The sequence below is a fragment of the Bacillus sp. 5mfcol3.1 genome (genome assembly GCF_900114335.1).
In the GTDB taxonomy this organism is placed as follows: domain Bacteria; phylum Bacillota; class Bacilli; order Bacillales; family Bacillaceae_G; genus Bacillus_A; species Bacillus_A thuringiensis_S.
In genome coordinates, this window is the sequence record NZ_FOST01000002.1 from 916,456 (window position 1) to 938,496 (window position 22,041).

Sequence of the window (22,041 nt, forward strand, 5' to 3'; positions counted from 1 at the left end):
TTGAGCATGGAGTACAAAAATACATTACTGATGCCGAAAACAGAGTTCCCAATGCGTGGGAACTTACCAAAACGTGAGCCTGCAATGCAAGAAAAATGGGCTGAAATGAATATTTACGAAAAAGTACAAGAACATACAAAAGGTCGTCCTTTATTTGTATTGCATGATGGACCTCCATATGCGAATGGTGACATTCATATGGGACATGCATTAAATAAAGTATTAAAAGACTTTATTGTTCGTTATAAATCAATGACTGGTTTTAGTGCGCCATATGTTCCAGGATGGGATACGCACGGTTTACCAATTGAACAAGCTTTAACAAATAAAGGCGTAAAGCGTAAAGAAATGACAGTTGCTGAGTTCCGTAAGTTATGTGCAGAGTATGCATATGAACAAGTAGAACGTCAACGTGAACAATTTAAGCGTTTAGGTGTACGTGCAGATTGGGATAATCCATATATTACTTTAGAGCCAGCTTATGAAGCACAACAAATTAAAGTGTTTGGTGACATGGCGAAAAAAGGTTATATCTATAAAGGTCAAAAACCAGTTTACTGGTCTCCAACGAGTGAATCTGCTTTAGCAGAAGCTGAAATTGAATATCAAGATAAAAAATCAGCATCTATTTACGTAGCATTCCCTGTAAAAGATGGAAAGAATGTATTAGAAGGTGATGAAAAGTACATCATTTGGACAACAACACCTTGGACATTACCTGCTAACTTAGGTATTTCTGTTCACCCAGAGCTTGAATATAGTATTGTAAAAGTAAATGATGAGAAATATATCATTGCTTCTGAGCTGTTTGAGACAGTTGCAAAAACGTTAGAGTGGGAAAATGCTGAAGTTGTGAAAACAGTAAAAGGTAGCGAACTTGAGTACACAGTTGCAAAACATCCATTCTACGATCGTGATTCATTAGTTATGCTAGGAGATCACGTAACAACAGATGCAGGTACAGGTTGTGTTCATACAGCACCAGGACACGGGGAAGATGACTTCGTTGTTGGTAAAAAGTATGGATTAGAAGTACTTTGCCCAGTCGATGATAAAGGTGTATTAACAAATGAAGCACCTGGATTTGAAGGCTTATTCTATGATAAAGCTAACAAGCCAATTACAGAAAAACTAGAAGAAGTAGGCGCGTTACTGAAACTAACATTCATTACACATTCATACCCACATGATTGGAGAACGAAAAAACCAATTATTTTCCGTGCGACAGCACAGTGGTTTGCATCTATTGAAGCATTCCGTAAAGAATTAATAGAAGCTGTAGCGGAAACGAAATGGGTACCAGCATGGGGAGAAACTCGTCTTCATAATATGGTTCGTGACCGTGGTGACTGGTGTATTTCTCGTCAGCGTGCATGGGGTGTGCCAATTCCGGTATTCTATGCTGAGAATGGTGATCCAATTATTACGGATGAAACAATTAACCATGTAGCAGATTTATTCCGTGAACACGGTTCTAACGTATGGTTCGAGCGTGAAGCGAAAGGTCTATTACCAGAAGGATTTACACATCCGGGTAGCCCAAATGGCGAATTCCGTAAAGAAACAGACATCATGGATGTATGGTTCGATTCAGGTTCTTCTCACCAAGCGGTATTAGAAGAGCGCGAAGATTTACAGCGTCCAGCTGATTTATATTTAGAAGGATCTGACCAGTATCGTGGTTGGTTTAACTCTTCATTATCAACAGCAGTTGCTGTAACAGGTAAAGCTCCATATAAAGGCGTATTAAGTCACGGTTTCGTACTAGATGGTGAAGGACGTAAAATGAGTAAGTCGATTGGAAACATCGTCGTACCGAAGAAAATTATGGATCAATTAGGCGGAGACATTTTACGCTTATGGGTATCTTCTGTTGACTATCAATCTGACGTACGTATTTCAGATGATATTTTAAAACAAGTAGCAGAAGTGTATCGTAAAATCCGTAACACATTCCGTTTCTTATTAGGAAACTTAGACGACTTTAAGCCAAGTGAAAATGCAGTAGCTGTAGCTGAACTTCGTGAAGTAGATCGTTACATGTTAGTGAAATTAAATGACTTAATTACAAAAGTTAAAGAAGCATATGAGACATACGACTTCGCTGCTGTGTATCATGCAATTCATAACTTCTGTACAATTGATTTAAGTTCATTCTACTTAGACTTTGCAAAAGACATTTTATACATTGAAGGTGCAAATCACGAAGATCGTCGTGCAATTCAAACTGTATTATATGATGTTCTTGTTGCGTTAACAAAACTTGTAACACCAATCTTACCGCATACAGCTGATGAAGTATGGCCATACATTCCAGGCGTAACAGAAGAAAGTGTACAATTAACTGATATGCCAGAAGCTGTACAATTAGATGACGCGGAAGCGTTAAAAACAAAATGGGATGCATTTATGACATTACGTGATGACGTGTTAAAAGCACTAGAAGTAGCTCGTAATGAAAAAGTAATCGGTAAGTCATTAAATGCAAGCATTACGCTATATCCAACTGCAGAAATGAAAGCCATGTTAGAGTCTATTAGCGAAGACTTAAAGCAATTATTCATCGTTTCTGAGTATAAACTTGGTGGTATGATGGATGAAGCGCCAGCAGATGCACCGAAGTATGAACATACAGCGGTTGTTGTTGCTCAAGCAACTGGTGAAACATGTGAACGTTGTTGGGTAGTTTCAGAAACAATTGGTAAAGATGCTGAACATGAAACATTATGTGAGCGTTGTGCAACAGTTGTTAAAGAAAACTATGTAAAATAATAAAAAACTGACTGCTATTCATGCAGTCAGTTTTTTTGTTGATGGCATATCAAAAAAACTTTTCAGACTCTTTCCTGTGAAGGAAAAATGTGTGTGAGGTAAGCAAATAAATTTCGGACACACTAACTGTACATTACAGCTAGGAGGAATGTACACGTGAATGAAATTTACATGGAAATAAAAGAAGAATTGCAATTGATGAGAAAAGAGTTGCAAGAGAGACTAGCTAAAGAAGTAATGCACAAATATGATGTCGAGTTCAGCCAAGAGCTTGGATATGAAATTAAGGAAGAGATAAAGAAAAAATTGCTATTACATGATATAAAAGAGGATTTAAAGGATGTAGAACGCGCATTATTTAAAATGGAAATAGACATGTACGGTATTTGTGAAGAGACGGGGAGATTAATTTCGACAAAGCAAATGAAGACAATGCCGACTGCTCGTACGATTCATGAATTCTTCTATGAAAAGGTAAATGTATGAATACGCACAACGATATTATATTACCTTTTTTTAATTTATTTTATTCTTCTATAAAGGTTCATTGTGAAAAGGTAGCAGCTATGCTAAAATTTTGAGGTACACTGTCTTTGTGGGGGAAATGAAAATGATATATTATGTAATAGCGTTATTTGTCATTGCTATCGATCAAATATCGAAGTGGTTAATTGTAAAGAACATGGAATTGGGTACGAGTATTCCGATTATCGACAATGTATTATACATAACATCACATCGAAATAGAGGCGCTGCTTGGGGTATTTTAGAAAATAAAATGTGGTTCTTCTACATTATTACAGTTGTTTTTGTAGTGTTTATCGTATTTTATATGAAAAAGTATGCGAAAACAGACAAGCTTCTAGGTATTTCGTTAGGTCTAATTTTGGGCGGGGCAATTGGTAACTTTATTGATCGTGTATTTAGACAAGAAGTAGTGGATTTCATTCACGTGTATATTTTCTCGTACAACTATCCAGTATTCAATATAGCTGATTCAGCATTATGTATTGGTGTTGTATTAATTATTATTCAAACATTATTAGAAGGCAAGAAAGCGAAGGAGTAATTGAATGAGTGAAGTAGTACAAGTAACAGTTGCAGCAGAGCAAAAAAACGAGCGAATTGATAAATTCGTTACAGGGATAAATAACGAATGGTCACGTTCACAAGTACAGCAATGGATTAAAGATGATGTTGTGACAGTGAACGGGAAAGCAGTAAAAGTGAATTATAAAGTAAAAGAAGAAGATGAAATTACAGTAACGATTCCTGAGCCAGAAGCGCTAGATATTCAACCAGAGGATTTAAATTTAGAAATTTATTATGAAGATGCAGATGTGCTTGTTGTAAATAAGCCACGTGGCATGGTTGTACATCCAGCACCAGGGCATACAAGTGGTACACTTGTAAACGGCCTTATGCACCATTGTACAGACTTATCAGGCATTAACGGTGTAATGCGTCCAGGTATCGTGCATCGTATTGATAAAGATACATCTGGACTATTAATGGTTGCTAAAAATGATATGGCACATGAATCGCTTGTAAATCAGCTTGTAGCCAAAACAGTAACGAGACGTTACAAAGCGATTGTACACGGTGTGATTCCGCATGATAAGGGAACTATCGATGCACCAATTGGTCGTGATAAGAAAGAGCGTCAAAGTATGACAGTTGATGAAAATGGTAAGAACGCTGTTACACACTTCCAAGTGTTAGAACGTTTTAAAGACTTTACACTTGTAGAATGTCGCTTAGAAACGGGACGTACGCACCAAATTCGTGTTCATATGAAATATATTGGCTATCCACTTGCAGGAGATCCGAAGTATGGTCCGAAGAAAACGTTAGATATGAATGGACAAGCACTTCATGCGGGTATTTTAGGCTTTGATCATCCTCGTACTGGTGAATATATTCAGTTTGAGGCACCGATTCCAGAAGTGTTTGAAGACGCATTAAATATTTTACGAAAATAGTATTGACAAATCATAAGAAAACTGAGATACTGACAACAGTTAAATAATGATCCTTTAACACAGCCCCGTGAGGTTGAGAAGGTAACGGTTTGAAATACTTAGGGTATGTTGTACCCTTTTTTCAAAAGTCCTCTCGCACACGCTGAGAGGACTTTTTTTATACCATTACTCTCACGCAAGAAAAAAAGCTTGGAGGTGTAGAGCATGCAAGAGAAAGCTGTCGTTTTAGATGACCAAATGATTCGCCGCGCTTTAACACGAATTAGTCATGAAATCGTGGAACGAAATAAAGGTGTCGATAATTGTGTTCTTGTCGGAATTAAAACTCGTGGAATTTTTATTGCACAACGTTTGGCAGAACGAATTGGTCAAATTGAAGGAAAAGAAATGGAAGTTGGAGAGTTAGACATTACGTTATATCGTGATGATTTAACACTACAATCCAAAAATAAAGAACCACTTGTAAAAGGTTCTGATATCCCTGTAGATATTACGAAGAAAAAAGTTATCCTCGTTGATGACGTATTATATACAGGAAGAACAGTTCGAGCAGCAATGGATGCTCTTATGGATTTAGGTAGACCATCTCAAATTCAATTGGCGGTTCTTGTTGATAGAGGTCATCGTGAATTACCAATTCGCGCTGATTATGTAGGAAAGAACATTCCAACATCAAGTGAAGAGCGTATCGAAGTTGATTTGCAAGAGACAGATCAACAAGATCGAGTAAGCATATACGATAAGTAAAGCCCTTTTAAATGTAGTCCTGTGAGGCTGCCAAAGGGTCTTGGCTTTCATATGTCAAATTTGGCATACGAAAGTATAGGACTCTTTGTGCACAGGCACAAAGAGTTTTTTTATTGCAAAGATTTAAACTGAAGGAGGATGTAACAATGGAACAAAAGCCAGTGTTAGACGTTAATGAAGTACCGAAACCGGGAAAATGGTTATTTTTAAGTATACAACATTTGTTCGCGATGTTTGGATCAACAGTGCTTGTTCCGTTTTTAACAGGATTGAATCCATCAGTAGCATTAATATCAAGTGGATTAGGAACGCTAGCGTTTCTTCTTATAACGAAAGGTCAAGTACCAGCATATTTAGGATCATCATTCGCCTTTATCGCACCGATTATAACAGCGAAAACGGCAGGTGGGCCGGGAGCAGCAATGCTTGGTGGTTTACTAGCAGGGCTTGTGTACATCTTAATCTCACTCGGAATTAAGAAATCAGGATCAGAGTGGATTATGAAACTACTACCACCAATCGTAGTTGGTCCAGTAGTAATGGTAATCGGTCTAGCTTTAGCACATACAGCGGTTAACATGGCGATGAACGGTGCGGATGGCAAATACAGCTTTACACATTTTTCAGTAGCATTAGTAACATTAGCAATTACAATCATTTGCTCGATATTCGGAAGAGGATTTTTCAGTATCATACCAGTGTTACTTGGCATTATCGGCGGATATATCTTCGCTTACTTCCAAGGGCTAGTAGACTTAAAGCCGGTAGCTGAGGCAAAATGGTTTGTTGTACCAGATTTCACAGTACCATTTGTAACATACACACCAGAGTTTACATGGAAGATTGTACTCTTGATGGTACCAGTTGCACTAGTAACAATATCAGAACATATCGGACATCAAATTGTACTTGGAAATGTTATTAAAAGAGATTTAATTGAAAAACCAGGTTTACACCGTTCGATCTTCGGTGACGGAGTAGCAACATTAATTGCATCACTAATCGGTGGGCCACCGAATACAACGTATGGTGAAAACATCGGTGTGCTAGCAATTACGAGAGCATACAGTGTATACTTATTCATCGGTTCAGCAGTATTCGCAATCATGTTCGGATTTATCGGTAAGATTTCTGCACTGATTCATTCGATCCCAACACCAGTTATGGGCGGGGTATCAATCTTACTATTCGGTGTAATCGCATCAAGCGGATTACGCATGATGGTAGATGATAAAACAGATTTAAGTGACAAACGAAACTTAATGATTGCATCAGTAATACTAGTAATCGGTATTGGTGGAGCGGTACTTCACGTAGGGGATTCATTCCAAGTCGAAGGAATGGCGCTTGCAGCAATTGTAGGTGTACTGTTAAATCTACTACTACCAGAAACAAAACAAGAAAAACATACAAAACAATCTAAGCAGATTGCTTCATAAAAATAACCTTTTAATTCAGTCCTGTGAGACAGAAAAGGGTGGCTTCTTCCTTGCACCCTAGTCTTACATGACTAGGGTATTTTTATGCAAAGGTTGTTATAAAAATACAAAAGTGGTAACATAAAAATCAGAAAGATGAGGGATGACGATGAGCCATTTGTTAACGATGAGTGAATTATCGGAAGTAGAAATTTCAGAAATCCTAAAAGACGCAGAAGATTTTGCGAATGGAAAAGAGAGCAAAACGACAGAGCAAACTTTTGTTGCAAACTTGTTCTTTGAGAATAGTACGAGAACGAGATTTAGCTTTGAAGTTGCTGAGAAGAGATTAGGACTAGATGTTTTAAACTTTTCAGCTGATGCATCTAGCGTACAAAAAGGAGAAACTTTATACGATACGATAAGAACACTAGAATCAATCGGAACAAAAGCAGTGGTCATCCGCCATGAGCAAGATCGCTACTTCGATGAACTAAAAGATCAGGTGAATATCCCGATCTTAAACGCTGGAGATGGATGTGGAAACCACCCAACACAGTGCCTACTCGACCTTCTTACAATTAAACAAGAGTTTGGAAGATTTGAAGGTTTGAAGATTGCAATAGTAGGAGATGTTCGTCATAGCCGAGTAGCACGTTCTAATGCAGAAGCATTAACGAAGCTTGGTGCAACAATTTACTTTGCAAGTCCAGAAGAGTGGAAAGGTGAAGACAACACATTTGGAACATACAAACCATTAGATGAACTTGTTCCAGAAGTGGATGTAATGATGTTACTCCGTGTACAACATGAGCGTCATGATCATTATGAAACAGACATTATGAAAGAATATCATGAGAAACACGGATTAACAGTAGAAAGAGAAAAGCGTATGAAAGAAGGAAGCATTATTATGCATCCAGCTCCCGTAAACCGTGATGTTGAAATTGCAAGTGAACTTGTTGAGTGTGAGCGTTCACGCATATTTAAACAAATGGAAAATGGAGTTTACGTAAGAATGGCTGTACTAAAACGCGCCTTACCAAATGTATTAGGAGGAATGAAACATGAATTACTTGTTTAAAAATGGTCGTTATATGAATGAAGAAGGAAAAATTGTAGCAACAGATCTTCTCGTACAAGACGGTAAAATCGCTAAGGTAGCAGAAAATATTACGGCAGATAATGCTGAAGTAATCGATGTGAACGGAAAGTTAATCGCACCTGGATTAGTAGATGTACACGTACATCTTCGTGAACCAGGTGGTGAACATAAAGAAACAATTGAAACAGGTACACTAGCAGCGGCAAAAGGTGGATTCACTACAATTTGTGCAATGCCAAATACACGTCCAGTACCAGATTGCAGAGAACATATGGAAGACTTGCAAAATCGTATTAAAGAAAAAGCACATGTCAACGTACTACCATACGGAGCAATTACAGTACGTCAAGCTGGTTCTGAAATGACAGATTTCGAAACATTAAAAGAACTTGGAGCATTTGCTTTCACAGATGACGGCGTAGGCGTACAAGATGCGAGCATGATGTTAGCGGCTATGAAACGTGCAGCAAAATTAGATATGGCAGTAGTTGCGCACTGTGAAGAGAATACGCTTATTAATAAAGGTTGTGTACATGAAGGGAAGTTTTCTGAGAAACACGGATTAAACGGTATCCCATCAGTATGTGAATCTGTACATATTGCAAGGGATATATTGCTTGCGGAAGCAGCAGATTGTCACTATCACGTATGTCACGTAAGTACGAAAGGTTCAGTACGTGTAATCCGTGATGCGAAACGCGCTGGAATTAAAGTAACAGCAGAAGTAACACCACATCACCTAGTGTTATGTGAAGATGATATCCCATCAGCTGATCCTAATTTTAAAATGAACCCACCGCTTCGTGGAAAAGAAGACCATGCAGCATTAATTGAAGGTTTATTAGATGGAACGATCGATATGATCGCAACTGACCATGCACCGCATACAGCGGAAGAGAAAGCACAAGGAATTGAAAGAGCACCATTCGGAATTACTGGTTTTGAAACAGCATTCCCGCTTCTATACACAAACCTTGTGAAAAAAGGAGTTATTACGCTAGAACAATTAATTCAATATTTAACAGAAAAGCCAGCTGATACATTCGGCTTAGAAGCAGGTCGCCTGAAAGAAGGTAGAACAGCTGATATTACAATCATTGATTTAGAACAAGAAGAAGAGATTGATCCAACAACATTCTTATCAAAAGGAAAAAATACACCATTCGCAGGTTGGAAATGCCAAGGATGGCCGGTAATGACAATCGTTGGTGGTAAGATCGCATGGCAAAAGGAGAGTGCATTAGTATGAAAAGACAACTTATCTTAGAAGATGGAACAGTATTAATTGGAAAAGGTTTCGGAGGAGAAATCGAAAAGTCAGGTGAGGTTGTATTTACAACAGGAATGACTGGATATCAAGAAACATTATCTGATCCATCATATTGCGGTCAAATCGTAACATTCACGTACCCATTAATCGGAAACTACGGCATTAACCGTGACGATTTCGAATCGATTCACCCATCTGTAAATGGTTTAATCGTAAACGAAATTTGTGATCATCCATCAAACTTCCGTAATGAAATTTCGTTAAATGATTACTTAAAAGAAAGAAACATCCCGGGATTAGCAGGAATTGATACGAGAAAATTAACGAGAAAAATTCGTCAATACGGTACATTACGCGGACGCCTTTGTAACATGGATGCAGATGTAGAATACATCGTGAGCCAATTAAAAGCGACAGTATTTACAGATCACGTGAAACGCGTATCGACGAAAGATCCATACCCAAGTCCAGGACGCGGACACCGAGTTGTACTTGTAGACTTCGGAATGAAACATGGTATTTTACGAGAATTAAATAAGCGTGACTGTGATGTAATTGTAGTTCCTTACAACACAACAGCAGAAGAAATTTTACGCCTTAGCCCAGATGGAATTATGTTAAGTAACGGACCTGGGGATCCAAAAGATGTACCAGAAGCAATTGAAATGTTAAAAGACATTATCGGTAAAGTTCCTTTATTCGGAATTTGCCTAGGACATCAATTGTTCGCTCTAGCATCTGGTGCAAATACAAGTAAGTTGAAATTCGGTCACCGTGGTTTAAACCATCCAGTAAAAAATCTTGCAACTGGAAAAGTAGCAATTACATCTCAAAACCATGGTTACGCAGTAGAAGAAGAATCAGTTGAAAATACAGAGCTTGAAATTACACATGTTGCTTTAAATGATGGAACAGTAGAAGGTCTTCGTCATAAGAAGTTCCCAGCATTTACAGTACAATACCATCCAGAAGCTTCAGCAGGACCTGAAGATGCAAATGATTTATTCGAAGATTTCTTAGCAATGATTGAAAACTTCAAGAAAGAAGGGGAAGAGTTATGCCAAAACGCCTAGACATTAACACAATTTTAGTAATCGGATCAGGACCAATTGTAATTGGGCAAGCAGCGGAGTTTGACTACTCTGGTACACAAGCTTGTCAATCTCTAAGAGAAGAAGGTTACAAAGTAATCCTTGTTAACTCTAACCCAGCAACAATTATGACAGATACTGCAACAGCAGATAAAGTATATATCGAACCATTAACATTAGAATTCGTAAGCCGTATTATTCGTAAAGAACGTCCAGATGCAATCTTACCAACATTAGGTGGTCAAACAGGGTTAAATATGGCTGTTGAACTTGCGAAATCAGGCATACTTGAAGAATGCGGAGTTGAAATTTTAGGAACGAAATTATCAGCCATCGAGCAAGCGGAGGATCGCGATTTATTCCGTACATTAATGCAGGATTTAAATGAACCAATTCCATCTAGTACGATCATTCATACGCTGGAAGAAGCACATGAATTTGTAAAAGAAATTGGTTATCCAGTTATTGTTCGCCCAGCATTTACAATGGGAGGAACAGGTGGCGGAATTTGTAGTAATGAAGAAGAACTAATTGAAATCGTATCCGGTGGATTAAAACATAGTCCAGTAACACAATGTTTATTAGAAAAGAGCATTGCTGGTTGTAAGGAAATTGAATATGAAGTAATGCGTGATTCGAATGATAACGCGATTGTAGTATGTAACATGGAAAACATCGATCCAGTTGGGGTTCACACAGGTGATTCTATCGTAGTAGCACCAAGCCAAACATTAAGCGACCGTGAATATCAAATGTTACGAAACACTTCATTACGAATTATTCGTGCATTAGGAATTGAAGGTGGATGTAACGTTCAGCTTGCACTAGATCCACATAGCTTCCAATACTATGTAATCGAAGTAAACCCACGTGTAAGTCGTTCATCTGCACTAGCATCTAAAGCGACTGGATATCCAATTGCAAAATTAGCAGCGAAAATTGCAGTCGGCTTAACATTAGATGAAATCATAAACCCAGTAACACAAAAAACTTACGCTTGCTTCGAGCCAGCATTAGACTATGTTGTTTCAAAAATTCCACGCTGGCCATTTGATAAGTTTGAATCAGCAAACAGAACACTTGGTACACAAATGAAGGCAACTGGTGAAGTTATGTCAATCGGACGTAACTTAGAGCAATCATTATTAAAAGCGGTTCGTTCTTTAGAGCTTGGCATTTATCACTTAGAATTAGACCACTTAAAAGAACTTGATAAAGAAACAATGAAAAAACGCATTATTAAAGCAGACGATGAGCGACTGTTTATTGTAGCAGAAGCAATTCGTCAAGGTGTAACGAAAGAAGAAATCAACGAATGGTGTGAAATGGACTTCTTCTTCTTACAAAAAATTGAAAACATCGTAAATATGGAACGCGAAGTAAAAGCGAATGTAGGAAATATGGAAGTACTACAAGCTGCGAAAGAAATGGGCTTCAGTGATCACTACATTGCAGCTGCTTGGAACAAAACGGAGCGTGAAATTTACGATATGCGTAAAGAAAGCAATATAACTCCTGTTTATAAAATGGTAGATACTTGTGCGGCAGAGTTTGAATCTGCAACACCATACTACTACAGCACATATGGTGATGAGAATGAATCGGTGATAACAGATCGTAAGAGTGTTGTTGTACTAGGGTCTGGTCCAATCCGTATCGGTCAAGGGGTTGAGTTTGACTATGCAACAGTTCACTCTGTATGGGCAATTAAAGAAGCTGGATATGAGGCAATCATTGTTAATAACAATCCAGAAACAGTTTCAACAGACTTCAGTATTTCTGACAAATTATACTTTGAACCATTAACAATTGAAGATGTAATGCACATCATTGATTTAGAAAAACCAGAAGGCGTTATTGTTCAGTTCGGTGGACAAACGGCAATTAACTTAGCGGCGAAATTAGAGGCTCACGGTGTGAAAATCTTAGGAACATCACTTGAAGACTTAGACCGTGCAGAAGATCGTGATAAATTTGAAGCTGCTTTAACAAAACTTGGTATCCCGCAACCAGTTGGTAAAACAGCAACGACTGTAGAACAAGCGGTAGCAATCGCAGAAGAAATTGGTTATCCAGTATTAGTAAGACCATCTTACGTACTAGGTGGACGTGCGATGGAAATCGTATATCGTCAAGAAGAACTGCTGCACTACATGAAAAATGCAGTTAAAGTTCATGCAGATCACCCAGTATTAATCGACCGTTACATGGTTGGTAAAGAAATTGAAGTAGATGCAATTTCAGATGGTGAGAATGTATTCATTCCAGGTATTATGGAACATATTGAACGCGCTGGAGTTCACTCTGGTGACTCAATTGGAGTATATCCACCACAAAGTTTATCTGAAAAACTAAAAGAACAAATCATTGAACATACAATTGCACTTGGAAAAGGATTAAACATTGTTGGATTACTAAATATCCAGTTTGTAGTATTCAAAGATCAAGTGTACGTAATTGAAGTAAACCCACGTGCAAGCCGTACAGTACCGTTCTTAAGTAAAATTACAGGCGTACCGATGGCGAATGTTGCAACGAAAGTTATTTTAGGGCAAGACCTAGTAGAGCAAGGATACGGAACGGGCTATCACCCAGAAGAGAAAGAAGTATATGTAAAAGCTCCGGTATTCTCATTCGCGAAACTACGTTCAGTTGATACAACATTAGGACCTGAAATGAAATCAACAGGGGAAGTAATGGGTAAAGACTTAACGCTTGAAAAAGCATTATATAAAGGATTAGTTGCTTCAGGAATTAACATCCCAACGCACGGATCAGTAATCATTACTGTAGCGGATAAAGATAAAGAAGAGGCGATGGAAATTGCAAAACGTTTCCACGAAATCGGCTATAACTTATTAGCAACAGCTGGAACAGCACAATCATTAGAAGAGCAAAATATCCCAGTACAAGTTGTAAACAAAATTGATTCTGAAGACTACAACTTACTAGATATTATCCGTCAAGGAAAAGCACAGTTTGTAATTAACACATTAACAAAAGGTAAACAACCAGCGCGTGATGGTTTCCGCATTCGCCGTGAATCAGTAGAAAATGGCGTGGCTTGCTTAACATCACTTGATACAACAAGAGCAATCTTACGAGTATTAGAATCTATGACATTCTCAGCTCATTCAATGAAAGAAATTACGCAAACAAAGCGTCACGAGGTGGTACATGCATGATGCAAAAGCAAAATATGATCGTCGTTAATCAAAAAGAAATCGCAAAAAACATTTACGAGTTAGTGCTTCAAGGAACTTTAGTACAGCAAATGAACGAACCAGGGCAGTTTGTACACATTAAGGTAGCAGAGGGCATTGCGCCCCTTCTGCGCCGCCCGATTAGTATTTGTAATGTAGATCAAGAGAAGAACGAATTTACAATGCTATATCGTGCGGAAGGACAAGGGACAAAAACATTAGCAACTAGAAAACAAGGTGAAATGGTAGACGTACTAGGACCACTAGGACACGGTTTTCCTGTAGAAGAAGCAGAAGCTGGTCAAACAGCTTTACTAGTAGGCGGGGGGATTGGTGTACCACCACTTTATGAACTATCACAGCGCCTCGTTGCAAAAGGTGTACGTGTAATTCACATCTTAGGTTTTCAAACGAAAGATGTAGTTTTCTATGAAGAAAAATTTGCAGAACTTGGTGATACGTACGTTGCGACAGTAGATGGTACACACGGTACAAAAGGATTTGTCACAGATGTAATTGATAATTACGGAATTGACTTTGATATTCTTTATTCATGTGGTCCGTTAGCGATGCTTCGTGCATTAGAAGGACGTTACAAAGAGAAAAAAGCCTATATTTCATTAGAAGAACGTATGGGCTGCGGTATTGGAGCTTGTTTCGCATGTGTATGCCACTTACAAGAAGATCCAAGTGGACATTCTTACAAGAAGGTGTGTAGCGACGGACCAGTATTTCCAATCGGGGAGGTTGTACTATGAACAGATTGCAAGTTGAATTACCAGGATTATCATTAAAAAATCCAATTATACCGGCATCTGGATGCTTTGGATTTGGTCGTGAATATGCACAGTTTTACGATTTAAGTGTACTAGGATCAATCATGATTAAAGCGACGACAGAACAACCACGCTATGGAAATCCAACACCTCGTGTTGCTGAAACACCGGGCGGCATGTTAAATGCGATCGGACTTCAAAACCCAGGGTTAGAAAAAGTAATGAATTCTGAATTACCATGGTTAGAACAATTTGACCTTCCAATCATTGCTAACGTTGCAGGCTCACAAGCTGAGGATTATGTAGCGGTTGCAAAGGAAATTTCTAAAGCGCCTAATGTCCATGCACTAGAATTAAATATTTCTTGTCCGAACGTAAAAACAGGTGGTATCGCCTTTGGTACAAATCCTGAAATTGCTGCTGATTTAACGAAGCGAGTAAAAGAGGTTTCTGAAGTACCTGTATACGTGAAATTGTCACCAAACGTGGCAAACATAGTGGAAATTGCAAAAGCGATTGAAAATGCAGGTGCAGATGGTTTAACGATGATTAATACATTGCTTGGTATGCGTTTAGATTTAAAAACAGCTAAACCAATTTTAGCAAACCGTACAGGCGGATTATCAGGTCCTGCGATTAAGCCAGTAGCAATTCGTATGGTACATGAAGTAAGCCAAGCGGTTAACATTCCAATTATCGGAATGGGTGGTATTGAAACAGCGGAAGATGTAATTGAATTCTTCTACGCTGGCGCAAGCGCAGTTGCAGTAGGTACAGCGAACTTTATCGATCCGTTCGTATGTCCGACAATTATTGAAGAGTTACCAGCATTACTAGATGAATTAGGATTTGATCACATTTCGGAATGTCAAGGAAGGAGCTGGAAGCAAACATGTCACAGTCGTTAATCGTTGCACTAGATTTTCCAGGGAAACAAGATGTAGAACAATTCTTGCGCCACTTTGAAGGGGAAGAGTTATTTGTCAAAGTTGGTATGGAGTTATTTTACAAAGAAGGCCCTGCAATTATTACGTACTTAAAAGAAAAAGGACATAAGATTTTTCTAGATTTAAAACTTCATGATATTCCGAATACAGTAAAAAGCGCTATGCGTAGCCTAGCTAGTCTAGATGTTGATATGGTAAATGTTCATGCTGCTGGGGGAAGCAGCATGATGAAAGCTGCGATTGAGGGATTAGAGGAAGGTAAGCAAGAAGGAAAAGAGAGACCGATTTGTATTGCAGTTACACAACTAACAAGCACTTCGGAAGCTATGATGAAAAAAGAGATTGGCATTGAGAAGACGTTAGAAGAAGCGGTTGCTCATTATGCAAAACTAACGAAAGAAAGTGGACTTGATGGCGTTGTTTGCTCAACGCTTGAAGTTCCAAAATTACGTGAAGTATGCGGGAATGAATTTGTAACAGTAACACCGGGGATTCGTCTTGCAAGCGATGATGTAAATGACCAGGTGCGCGTAGCAACACCGAAACGTGCGAGGGAACTTGGCTCAAGCTACATCGTAGTTGGACGTAGTATTACAAAAGCAGAAAATCCGCTTGAAGCGTATAAAACAGTAAAACAACAGTGGGAAGGTGTAACAGTATGAAAAAAGAAATCGCATCGCATTTATTAGAAATTGGAGCAGTATTTTTACAACCGAATGATCCATTCACATGGTCTTCAGGTATGAAATCACCAATTTATTGTGATAACCGTTTAACTTTATCTTATCCAAAAGTACGTCAAGCGATTGCAGCTGGATTAGAAGAGTTAATTAAAGAGAACTTCCCAACTGTAGAAGTTATTGCAGGAACAGCAACTGCTGGTATTGCGCACGCTGCATGGGTAAGCGATCGTATGGATTTACCAATGTGCTACGTACGTAGTAAAGCAAAAGGCCACGGTAAAGGGAATCAAATTGAAGGAAAAGCTGAAAAAGGTCAAAAAGTTGTAGTAGTAGAAGACTTAATTTCAACTGGCGGAAGTGCAATTACATGTGTAGAAGCACTTCGCGAAGCTGGCTGTGAAGTATTAGGAATCGTATCAATCTTCACATACGAGCTAGAAGCAGGAAAAGAAAAGCTAGAAGCAGCTAACGTAGCATCATATTCTTTAAGTGATTACAGTGCATTAACTGAAGTTGCAGCAGAAAAAGGTATGATCGGACAAGCTGAAACGAAAAAATTACAAGAGTGGCGTAAAAATCCAGCTAACGAAGCTTGGATCACAGCGTAACATGAAAAAAACGACCGCGGGGGAACGCGGTCGTTTTTTATATTATTGTTAAAACTTCATGTAAAGAACAGATAGTAGGAATATCGTACTTGAGTTGTGAGTTATCTCGATTTAACCATATCCCTTGCATCCCAGCTGCTGTACTACTAATCGCATCAGTCTCTAATCGATCGCCAATATAATAGCAATCTTTCATTTCAAGGTTCGATTGTAATACGGTTCTGTGAAAAATTTCAGGATCTGGTTTCGATATACCAAGTTCACTAGAAGTAAATATATATTTGAAATGTTTTAAAATGTTTAGGGCAGTTAATTTTTCGACTTGTTGTTCATAGTCACCATTACTAATGATACCTAATGAGTGACCGCCTTGCTGCAAGTTCTGTAATGTATAGTGTACATCTTCAAACGCGGTCCAGTTGTTCTTATATAGTTCTATATATTGATTGAATCTATGTTGAGATTCTTTGGGTGATAGGTTTACTCCATATGTTTTAAATAAATGATACATTCGCATTACTTGTTGTTCTTGAAAAGATAATTCCCTGGATAAAAATTTGTTGAAATATTCTTCTGATAATTCATGCCAGACTTTCGTTGCCTCTAATTCATTGCCTGAAAAAATAGTATTATATATTTGAAAAAAATCTATAATACCATTTCTTTCAGCAGCCTCATAATCAAGTAAAGTTCCATCAATATCAAAGAAAATCATATTGCTGTCTCCTTGTTAACAACTATTTAGCGTTTTCAGCAACCTCATATCCTTTCACAAACAATAGCGTCATATAAGAAACGATAAACGAGAAGATGCTGTACATGCCAACCCAAAAGAAAAATTTTGGAGTAAAGGCGATAACACCTATTATTAAAAAACTAGCAAACGTTACAATCGGCATTACGTAATACGTTTTCGTTTTGCGTGTTCCAATAACAGATACGATAAAGATAAATAATGGACAAATTAATAAGACGAAAATCAATTCATTCATAGGTATGTCCCCTTTTCTAATTGCAGTAATCTGTTTCTCGTAAACGTTTTGAAATAATTACTCTCCTAATATAATTTCGCTAAGTAATAACGAATCCCTCTTGAAAACTGATAATTCATGATGAATTTTACAAGCAAAAAACGTAAGCAAGAGAACACTTGCTTACGTTATAGGATAAACATCGCAACGATCGTGGTGACAATTAAACCGATAACAACCGGTAAAAAGTTTCGGCGTGCAAGTTCAAATGGATCGACTTTACAAATCCCAGCAGCAGGAATAAGTGCCCAAGGAATTAACGTCCCGCCCCCGGTCCATATAGCTGCAATTTGCCCGAGTGCTGTTAATGTAGCTGTTCCATGGCCAAGTGCTGTTCCAAAAAGATTGGCAATGGAACCAGCAAGTGATATACCTGAAAAACCTGATCCATCTAAGCCGGTAATGACACCAACGATGGTTAATGTCCCTGCCGATACATATTGATTTAAAGGAACAGTTTGAGATAAAGCGATGCCTAAGTCGTTAATGATTCCATGTGAACCTTTCGGTAAATAGTCCCCGATAATTTTCACAAAGCCACTATCTCCTAAATAAAAGAGTGCAGCGATAGGAATAACTGGTCCGAAAATTTTAAAGCCAAATTGGAGCCCTTCTATGAAATAATCGGTCGTTTTATTCAGTCCATTACCTTTGTAGGCGATGAGAGAAATGATGATAATCATAATAACAGTTGTTCCGCCGATAAGTGCAGTTGCGTCGCTTCCTTGTAGTTGAAATTGAATCATGCAAAGGATATCAATGATATATACGATAGGGATACAAATAGCGAGCCATTTCTTTGTGCGAGGAGATAATGAAGTGAGCGTTTTAGAAGACTCAGTTGATAGAATAGATTCTTGTATAGCTAAGCCTGTATAAAACTCTTTTCGTAAGAAGAAAAAAGCGACGGAAGTTGTCACAACGCCCATAACGATAACGAGTGGAACACTTGCAGATACGACGCTGGAAACAGGGAGACCAGCAGCGTCTGCGGTTAATTTTGGTGCGCCTTGTATAACGAAGTCGCCGGATAAAGCAATCCCATGACCGAATAAGTTCATAGCAATTGCTACTCCAATTGGGGGGAGCCCTACGCGTACAGCAACCGGTAATAAAATAGCTCCCATTAATGCGACAGCGGGAGAAGGCCAAAAGAAGAAAGAAATTGTCATCATCAAAAGGCCAATAATCCAGTAGGCGAGGGTAGGGGTACGGATCATCTTTGTAAATGGTGAAATCATTGTATCATTTATACCGGTATGAACGAGTAAATTGCTCATGGATACAATAATAGAAATGATTAATATAGTTGGTAATAGCTCAGTAATGGCGTAAATAAAACTTTGAAAAATGCCGCTAACGGCAAGAGGGATAGAACTTGTAGCAGTTAATGCTAATAAAAAGATAAAAACGATACAAATAATTGTAGTATCTTTCCGGAGAATAAAAAAGGTAATAATAGTGAGTAAACAAATAACATAGAGAGCGTGTAATAGCGTTAATTCAACTCCCATAACATTCACATCCTTAGGCAATCGTGTAGTTTATTGTATGAAAGTAGGGAAAGTATGTGAGTATAAGAAACAGAAAAAAAGGTAAAATTTCATGTACTGCAATGGTAAGGATAAAAATGGATGTTACAATACAATTAATCCTAAAAATGGAATTCGAGGAGGGCTTATGCACAAAAAAATTGGATTTTTGGGATTTATCATATCTTGTAGTCTATTAATCATTTTAAAGCTATTTACAAACAATGAATGGATAAGTATTATACTTGTTTTCGGGTTTGTATTTATACTTTTATATAACTGGGATGGTATGAAACAATACAGTAAAAAGTATCGGAATTATGATAGGTATCATCGTTGTTTGCTCATTGTTCGCAGGGGTTATTTTAATAGAGGGTCAGAAACAAATGGAGAAAATGTCTATTTTTCAAGAATGGATGTCTTCTGCAAACGGTCTTTATCTTGTAATTATAGTTGTTATTTTTCTAAGAATTGTTATAAGTATAGCAAGTTACATATTAAAGGAGAAGTAGAATGGGGGAGTACGAATGAGAGAAAAAATAGGATATTATGGTGTGCTAGTTTGTTTACTATTATCAATTATTTCAGGACAATTTCTTAACAGTGAATGGGTACCAGTTATATTATGTATAGGAGTATTGATTTTTGCTCCTATGTATCGCTGGAATGAATGGAAAGCATATAGTCGAAAAAAGAAAATGGTTTTCAGCATCGAATTTGTCATTATAATCAGCACAATTCCGTTTTTGTTATGGAAAGGAAATGAGATAATAGATGGAATTGTAATGTTTCAAGGGTGGTTGTTTATTGCGAAAATGCTATATTTAATATGCATTTTAATGTTGGTAGTGGTAGTCACTAAAATAGTAAACGAAAAGCTATTCGTTAATGAATAAAAGAAAATGCCACCTTATTCGGTGGCATTTCCTCATTTTACTGCATGAGCTTTTTGCATCTTTTTAATTAAACGAATTTGTCCACGATGATTGATTTCATCTTCAAAAACGTGAAACCACTTAAAATAGTTATTTGCTGGTTTGTCATACCAAAAGTCTGTCGTTTTAAATAACCATTCATCAGGTAACGATTGAAAAGTCTCGATTGTTTTGGAACGTACTTCTTGTAATGTATTTATGTAAAATTCTATAGCGTTTCCTTTTATTTTCTCACGCCCAAGATCGCCTAATTCAATGCCAGGTAACCAGCGTTCTAATTCAGCCTCCGTTGGTTCACGGTCTTCAAAAGTATGAATCTGGTAGTAAAATTCAATAGCAGCCATATGATACAATAACATGCCAATTGAATTTGTGTCCTTATCATATAAATAATCAAGTTCCTCAATTGTTAAACCTTCCACCCCTTGCATTGTTGTATAGCGAGCGTAATTCATCATGGAAACAAGATTTGAAAATTCAGGCTGTAACCCATCTATCTTATCAATTACAAAATTCAATTTAAATTCCCCCTCTTAAACGATGACTCCAGAGAAAGAATTCTATGTGCAACGAAAAACTCCTTTAAAAAAGGTCGTGATTTCAACAAGGAATAACAATTAGTTCTCGATTTGATTTTGTAATAACTTCATATCCATCTTTTGTAATGACGATATCATCTTCAATTCTACAACCGCCCCAGTTCGGAATGTAAATACCAGGTTCAACTGTAACAACCATACCTTCTTCTAAAGTAGCCGTACTTTCTTGAGATAAGCGAAGAGGTTCATGTATTTCTAACCCAAGACCGTGCCCAGTAGAGTGGCCAAAGTATTGACCGTATCCATGTTCTGTAATGTAATCCCTCGTTATATCATCGATACTTTTCGCAGTTTCTCCAGGCTTAATCGCTTCAGTCCCACGTTTTAACGCTTCTCGTACAACATTGTATATTTTTTTGAATTCTTCCGATGGTTCCCCTATTGCTACAGTACGTGTTATATCGGAACAATATCCGTCGTAAAGTGCACCGAAGTCTAATGTAACGATATCCCCTCGTTCGATTATTTTATTTGATGCAACTCCATGGGGAAGTGAAGAACGAACGCCTGAGGCTACAATGATTTGGAATGAAGAAGATGTAGCCCCTTTTTTTCGCATGAAAAATTCTAATTCATCTCGTACAGCATTTTCACTTATTCCTGGTTTTAGAAACGTAAGAATGTGGTGAAATGCTTCGTCCGCGATATTAGCTGCAATTTTCATTGTTTCTATTTCAGGCGTGTCTTTAATGATACGAATATTTTCGATAATTTCGCACACTTGAATCATTTCCGCCTGTACGTATTTTTGCAAGTTTTTATATTGTTGCAATGTCATGTTGTTTTCTTCAATTCCAAGTTTTTGAATGTTTAATTTCGATACTTGATGTGCAATTTCTTTTTCTAAATTTCCTTTATGCATAATAATTTCAGCATCTTTTATTTGTGATTTCGCTTGATCTACATAGCGGAAATCAGTGATAAAAACAGCTTGATCGGCAGAGATTAAGACGACGCCAGCGCTACCTGTAAAGCCTGTTGCATATTGACGGTTTTCTTTCTTTGTAATAAGTAACCCGTCGATTCCGTAATTATGTAGTTGTTTTTGGATGTTAGTTATTCTTATATTCATTTTAATTCCTCCTTTTTACATTAATAAAGCAAGAATTGTGCCAATATATTTATTTAGAATAAAAGAGAAGAGGGTAGCTGTGTGTCAAAAAAACTAGACGGATGTAAAATAAATATATATAAAATTTTTACAGTAAGTTTTTATGTGAATGAACAATAATGTAAACTTGCAAACAAAATCTTTTTAATTTAAGTATTATATTTTTTGTATAAATAAATTAAAAAATTGGTATAATAAGGGATTGTTACGTTTTTTTGTAGGTAAAGAGAT

Annotated in this window: 20 protein-coding genes and 1 pseudogene; 16 read left to right on the forward strand and 5 right to left on the reverse strand. The window is 37.6% G+C overall.

All coding sequences use genetic code 11. The annotated features are described in order from the left end of the window. Positions 1-6 precede the first annotated feature (6 nt). The 14 genes from ileS2 to pyrE all read left to right on the forward strand — a co-directional run bounded on the left by ileS2 (position 7) and on the right by pyrE (position 16,602). The gene (gene ileS2 / locus BM089_RS14270) at positions 7-2,772 is read left to right on the forward strand and encodes an isoleucine--tRNA ligase (protein WP_090977178.1); all 2,766 of its coding nucleotides are present in this window, start codon (positions 7-9) and stop codon (positions 2,770-2,772) included. A gap of 156 nt (positions 2,773-2,928) precedes the next feature. After that, positions 2,929-3,258 (forward strand): TraR/DksA C4-type zinc finger protein, encoded by a 330-nt coding sequence (locus BM089_RS14275; RefSeq protein WP_001002956.1) that lies wholly within the window; start codon positions 2,929-2,931, stop codon positions 3,256-3,258. A 124-nt stretch (positions 3,259-3,382) separates the two neighbouring features. After that, complete coding sequence (gene lspA, locus BM089_RS14280; RefSeq protein WP_000642180.1) at positions 3,383-3,841, forward strand: lipoprotein signal peptidase LspA; 459 nt, start codon at positions 3,383-3,385, stop codon at positions 3,839-3,841. 4 nt (positions 3,842-3,845) lie between these two features. Then, complete coding sequence (locus BM089_RS14285; protein ID WP_000005832.1) at positions 3,846-4,754, forward strand: RluA family pseudouridine synthase; 909 nt, start codon at positions 3,846-3,848, stop codon at positions 4,752-4,754. Positions 4,755-4,958: 204 nt separating this feature from the next. After that, positions 4,959-5,501 carry a bifunctional pyrimidine operon transcriptional regulator/uracil phosphoribosyltransferase gene (gene pyrR / locus BM089_RS14290; protein WP_001156491.1) on the forward strand — a complete coding sequence of 181 codons (543 nt, stop codon included), beginning with the start codon at positions 4,959-4,961 and terminating at the stop codon, positions 5,499-5,501. A gap of 146 nt (positions 5,502-5,647) precedes the next feature. Next, positions 5,648-6,940, forward strand: coding sequence for a uracil permease (gene uraA / locus BM089_RS14295; protein ID WP_139213262.1), 1,293 nt, complete (start codon positions 5,648-5,650; stop codon positions 6,938-6,940). A gap of 148 nt (positions 6,941-7,088) precedes the next feature. Next, entirely contained in the window at positions 7,089-8,003 is a 915-nt protein-coding gene (gene pyrB, locus BM089_RS14300; protein ID WP_000018860.1) for an aspartate carbamoyltransferase, read from the forward strand. Continuing rightward, positions 7,987-9,273, forward strand: a complete 1,287-nt coding sequence (gene pyrC, locus BM089_RS14305) for a dihydroorotase (protein ID WP_001108371.1) — start codon at positions 7,987-7,989, stop codon at positions 9,271-9,273. The genes pyrB and pyrC overlap by 17 nt, the downstream gene beginning before the upstream one ends. Continuing rightward, positions 9,270-10,367 carry a carbamoyl phosphate synthase small subunit gene (locus BM089_RS14310; protein ID WP_000828670.1) on the forward strand — a complete coding sequence of 366 codons (1,098 nt, stop codon included), beginning with the start codon at positions 9,270-9,272 and terminating at the stop codon, positions 10,365-10,367. Before pyrC ends, BM089_RS14310 begins: the two co-directional genes overlap by 4 nt. Beyond that, complete coding sequence (carB, locus tag BM089_RS14315; protein WP_001126128.1) at positions 10,352-13,570, forward strand: carbamoyl-phosphate synthase large subunit; 3,219 nt, start codon at positions 10,352-10,354, stop codon at positions 13,568-13,570. The genes BM089_RS14310 and carB overlap by 16 nt, the downstream gene beginning before the upstream one ends. Next, the gene (pyrK, locus tag BM089_RS14320) at positions 13,567-14,346 is read left to right on the forward strand and encodes a dihydroorotate oxidase B electron transfer subunit (RefSeq protein ID WP_000983359.1); all 780 of its coding nucleotides are present in this window, start codon (positions 13,567-13,569) and stop codon (positions 14,344-14,346) included. The genes carB and pyrK overlap by 4 nt, the downstream gene beginning before the upstream one ends. After that, positions 14,343-15,272 (forward strand): dihydroorotate oxidase B catalytic subunit, encoded by a 930-nt coding sequence (gene pyrD / locus BM089_RS14325; protein WP_001081057.1) that lies wholly within the window; start codon positions 14,343-14,345, stop codon positions 15,270-15,272. Before pyrK ends, pyrD begins: the two co-directional genes overlap by 4 nt. Continuing rightward, entirely contained in the window at positions 15,257-15,973 is a 717-nt protein-coding gene (gene pyrF / locus BM089_RS14330) for an orotidine-5'-phosphate decarboxylase (protein ID WP_000083496.1), read from the forward strand. The genes pyrD and pyrF overlap by 16 nt, the downstream gene beginning before the upstream one ends. Beyond that, a complete protein-coding gene (pyrE, locus tag BM089_RS14335) occupies positions 15,970-16,602 on the forward strand; it encodes an orotate phosphoribosyltransferase (protein ID WP_053563751.1) in 633 nt (210 codons plus the stop codon). The genes pyrF and pyrE overlap by 4 nt, the downstream gene beginning before the upstream one ends. A gap of 37 nt (positions 16,603-16,639) precedes the next feature. Here the strand turns inward: pyrE and BM089_RS14340 are convergent, their stop codons facing one another. From BM089_RS14340 to BM089_RS14350, 3 genes are all read right to left on the reverse strand, one after another. Further along, positions 16,640-17,317 carry an HAD family hydrolase gene (locus tag BM089_RS14340; protein WP_053563752.1) on the reverse strand — a complete coding sequence of 226 codons (678 nt, stop codon included), beginning with the start codon at positions 17,315-17,317 and terminating at the stop codon, positions 16,640-16,642. Positions 17,318-17,339: 22 nt separating this feature from the next. Next, positions 17,340-17,594, reverse strand: coding sequence for a YbeF family protein (locus BM089_RS14345; RefSeq protein ID WP_001003915.1), 255 nt, complete (start codon positions 17,592-17,594; stop codon positions 17,340-17,342). A 167-nt stretch (positions 17,595-17,761) separates the two neighbouring features. Then, positions 17,762-19,147: a hypothetical protein gene (locus tag BM089_RS14350; RefSeq protein WP_090977182.1), complete on the reverse strand. Its 1,386-nt coding sequence runs from the start codon at positions 19,145-19,147 to the stop codon at positions 17,762-17,764. Positions 19,148-19,313: 166 nt separating this feature from the next. On the opposite strand from BM089_RS14350, the pseudogene BM089_RS14355 reads away from it, so the two are divergent. Then, positions 19,314-19,677: pseudogene (locus tag BM089_RS14355) on the forward strand (YoqO family protein). A gap of 15 nt (positions 19,678-19,692) precedes the next feature. Continuing rightward, positions 19,693-20,061, forward strand: a complete 369-nt coding sequence (locus BM089_RS14360; RefSeq protein ID WP_001208250.1) for a YoqO family protein — start codon at positions 19,693-19,695, stop codon at positions 20,059-20,061. A 32-nt stretch (positions 20,062-20,093) separates the two neighbouring features. Here the strand turns inward: BM089_RS14360 and BM089_RS14365 are convergent, their stop codons facing one another. Both BM089_RS14365 and BM089_RS14370 read right to left on the reverse strand, forming a co-directional pair. Beyond that, positions 20,094-20,618, reverse strand: coding sequence for a DinB family protein (locus tag BM089_RS14365; RefSeq protein WP_001012043.1), 525 nt, complete (start codon positions 20,616-20,618; stop codon positions 20,094-20,096). A gap of 82 nt (positions 20,619-20,700) precedes the next feature. After that, on the reverse strand, positions 20,701-21,771 hold the full coding sequence (locus tag BM089_RS14370) for a M24 family metallopeptidase (protein ID WP_001026209.1): 1,071 nt from the start codon (positions 21,769-21,771) through the stop codon (positions 20,701-20,703). Positions 21,772-22,041 lie beyond the last annotated feature (270 nt).

Excerpts from the sequence above, each read along its gene's own strand:
- ileS2 (WP_090977178.1), top strand. The coding sequence starts at position 7 with ATGGAGTACAAAAATACATTACTGATGCCGAAAACAGAGTTCCCAATG.
- lspA (WP_000642180.1), top strand. The coding sequence starts at position 3,383 with ATGATATATTATGTAATAGCGTTATTTGTCATTGCTATCGATCAAATA.
- BM089_RS14285 (WP_000005832.1), top strand. The coding sequence starts at position 3,846 with ATGAGTGAAGTAGTACAAGTAACAGTTGCAGCAGAGCAAAAAAACGAG.
- pyrR (WP_001156491.1), top strand. The coding sequence starts at position 4,959 with ATGCAAGAGAAAGCTGTCGTTTTAGATGACCAAATGATTCGCCGCGCT.
- uraA (WP_139213262.1), top strand. The coding sequence starts at position 5,648 with ATGGAACAAAAGCCAGTGTTAGACGTTAATGAAGTACCGAAACCGGGA.
- pyrB (WP_000018860.1), top strand. The coding sequence starts at position 7,089 with ATGAGCCATTTGTTAACGATGAGTGAATTATCGGAAGTAGAAATTTCA.
- pyrC (WP_001108371.1), top strand. The coding sequence starts at position 7,987 with ATGAATTACTTGTTTAAAAATGGTCGTTATATGAATGAAGAAGGAAAA.
- BM089_RS14310 (WP_000828670.1), top strand. The coding sequence starts at position 9,270 with ATGAAAAGACAACTTATCTTAGAAGATGGAACAGTATTAATTGGAAAA.
- carB (WP_001126128.1), top strand. The coding sequence starts at position 10,352 with ATGCCAAAACGCCTAGACATTAACACAATTTTAGTAATCGGATCAGGA.
- pyrK (WP_000983359.1), top strand. The coding sequence starts at position 13,567 with ATGATGCAAAAGCAAAATATGATCGTCGTTAATCAAAAAGAAATCGCA.
- pyrD (WP_001081057.1), top strand. The coding sequence starts at position 14,343 with ATGAACAGATTGCAAGTTGAATTACCAGGATTATCATTAAAAAATCCA.
- pyrF (WP_000083496.1), top strand. The coding sequence starts at position 15,257 with ATGTCACAGTCGTTAATCGTTGCACTAGATTTTCCAGGGAAACAAGAT.
- pyrE (WP_053563751.1), top strand. The coding sequence starts at position 15,970 with ATGAAAAAAGAAATCGCATCGCATTTATTAGAAATTGGAGCAGTATTT.
- BM089_RS14340 (WP_053563752.1), bottom strand. The coding sequence starts at position 17,317 with ATGATTTTCTTTGATATTGATGGAACTTTACTTGATTATGAGGCTGCT.
- BM089_RS14345 (WP_001003915.1), bottom strand. The coding sequence starts at position 17,594 with ATGAATGAATTGATTTTCGTCTTATTAATTTGTCCATTATTTATCTTT.
- BM089_RS14350 (WP_090977182.1), bottom strand. The coding sequence starts at position 19,147 with ATGGGAGTTGAATTAACGCTATTACACGCTCTCTATGTTATTTGTTTA.
- BM089_RS14360 (WP_001208250.1), top strand. The coding sequence starts at position 19,693 with ATGAGAGAAAAAATAGGATATTATGGTGTGCTAGTTTGTTTACTATTA.
- BM089_RS14370 (WP_001026209.1), bottom strand. The coding sequence starts at position 21,771 with ATGAATATAAGAATAACTAACATCCAAAAACAACTACATAATTACGGA.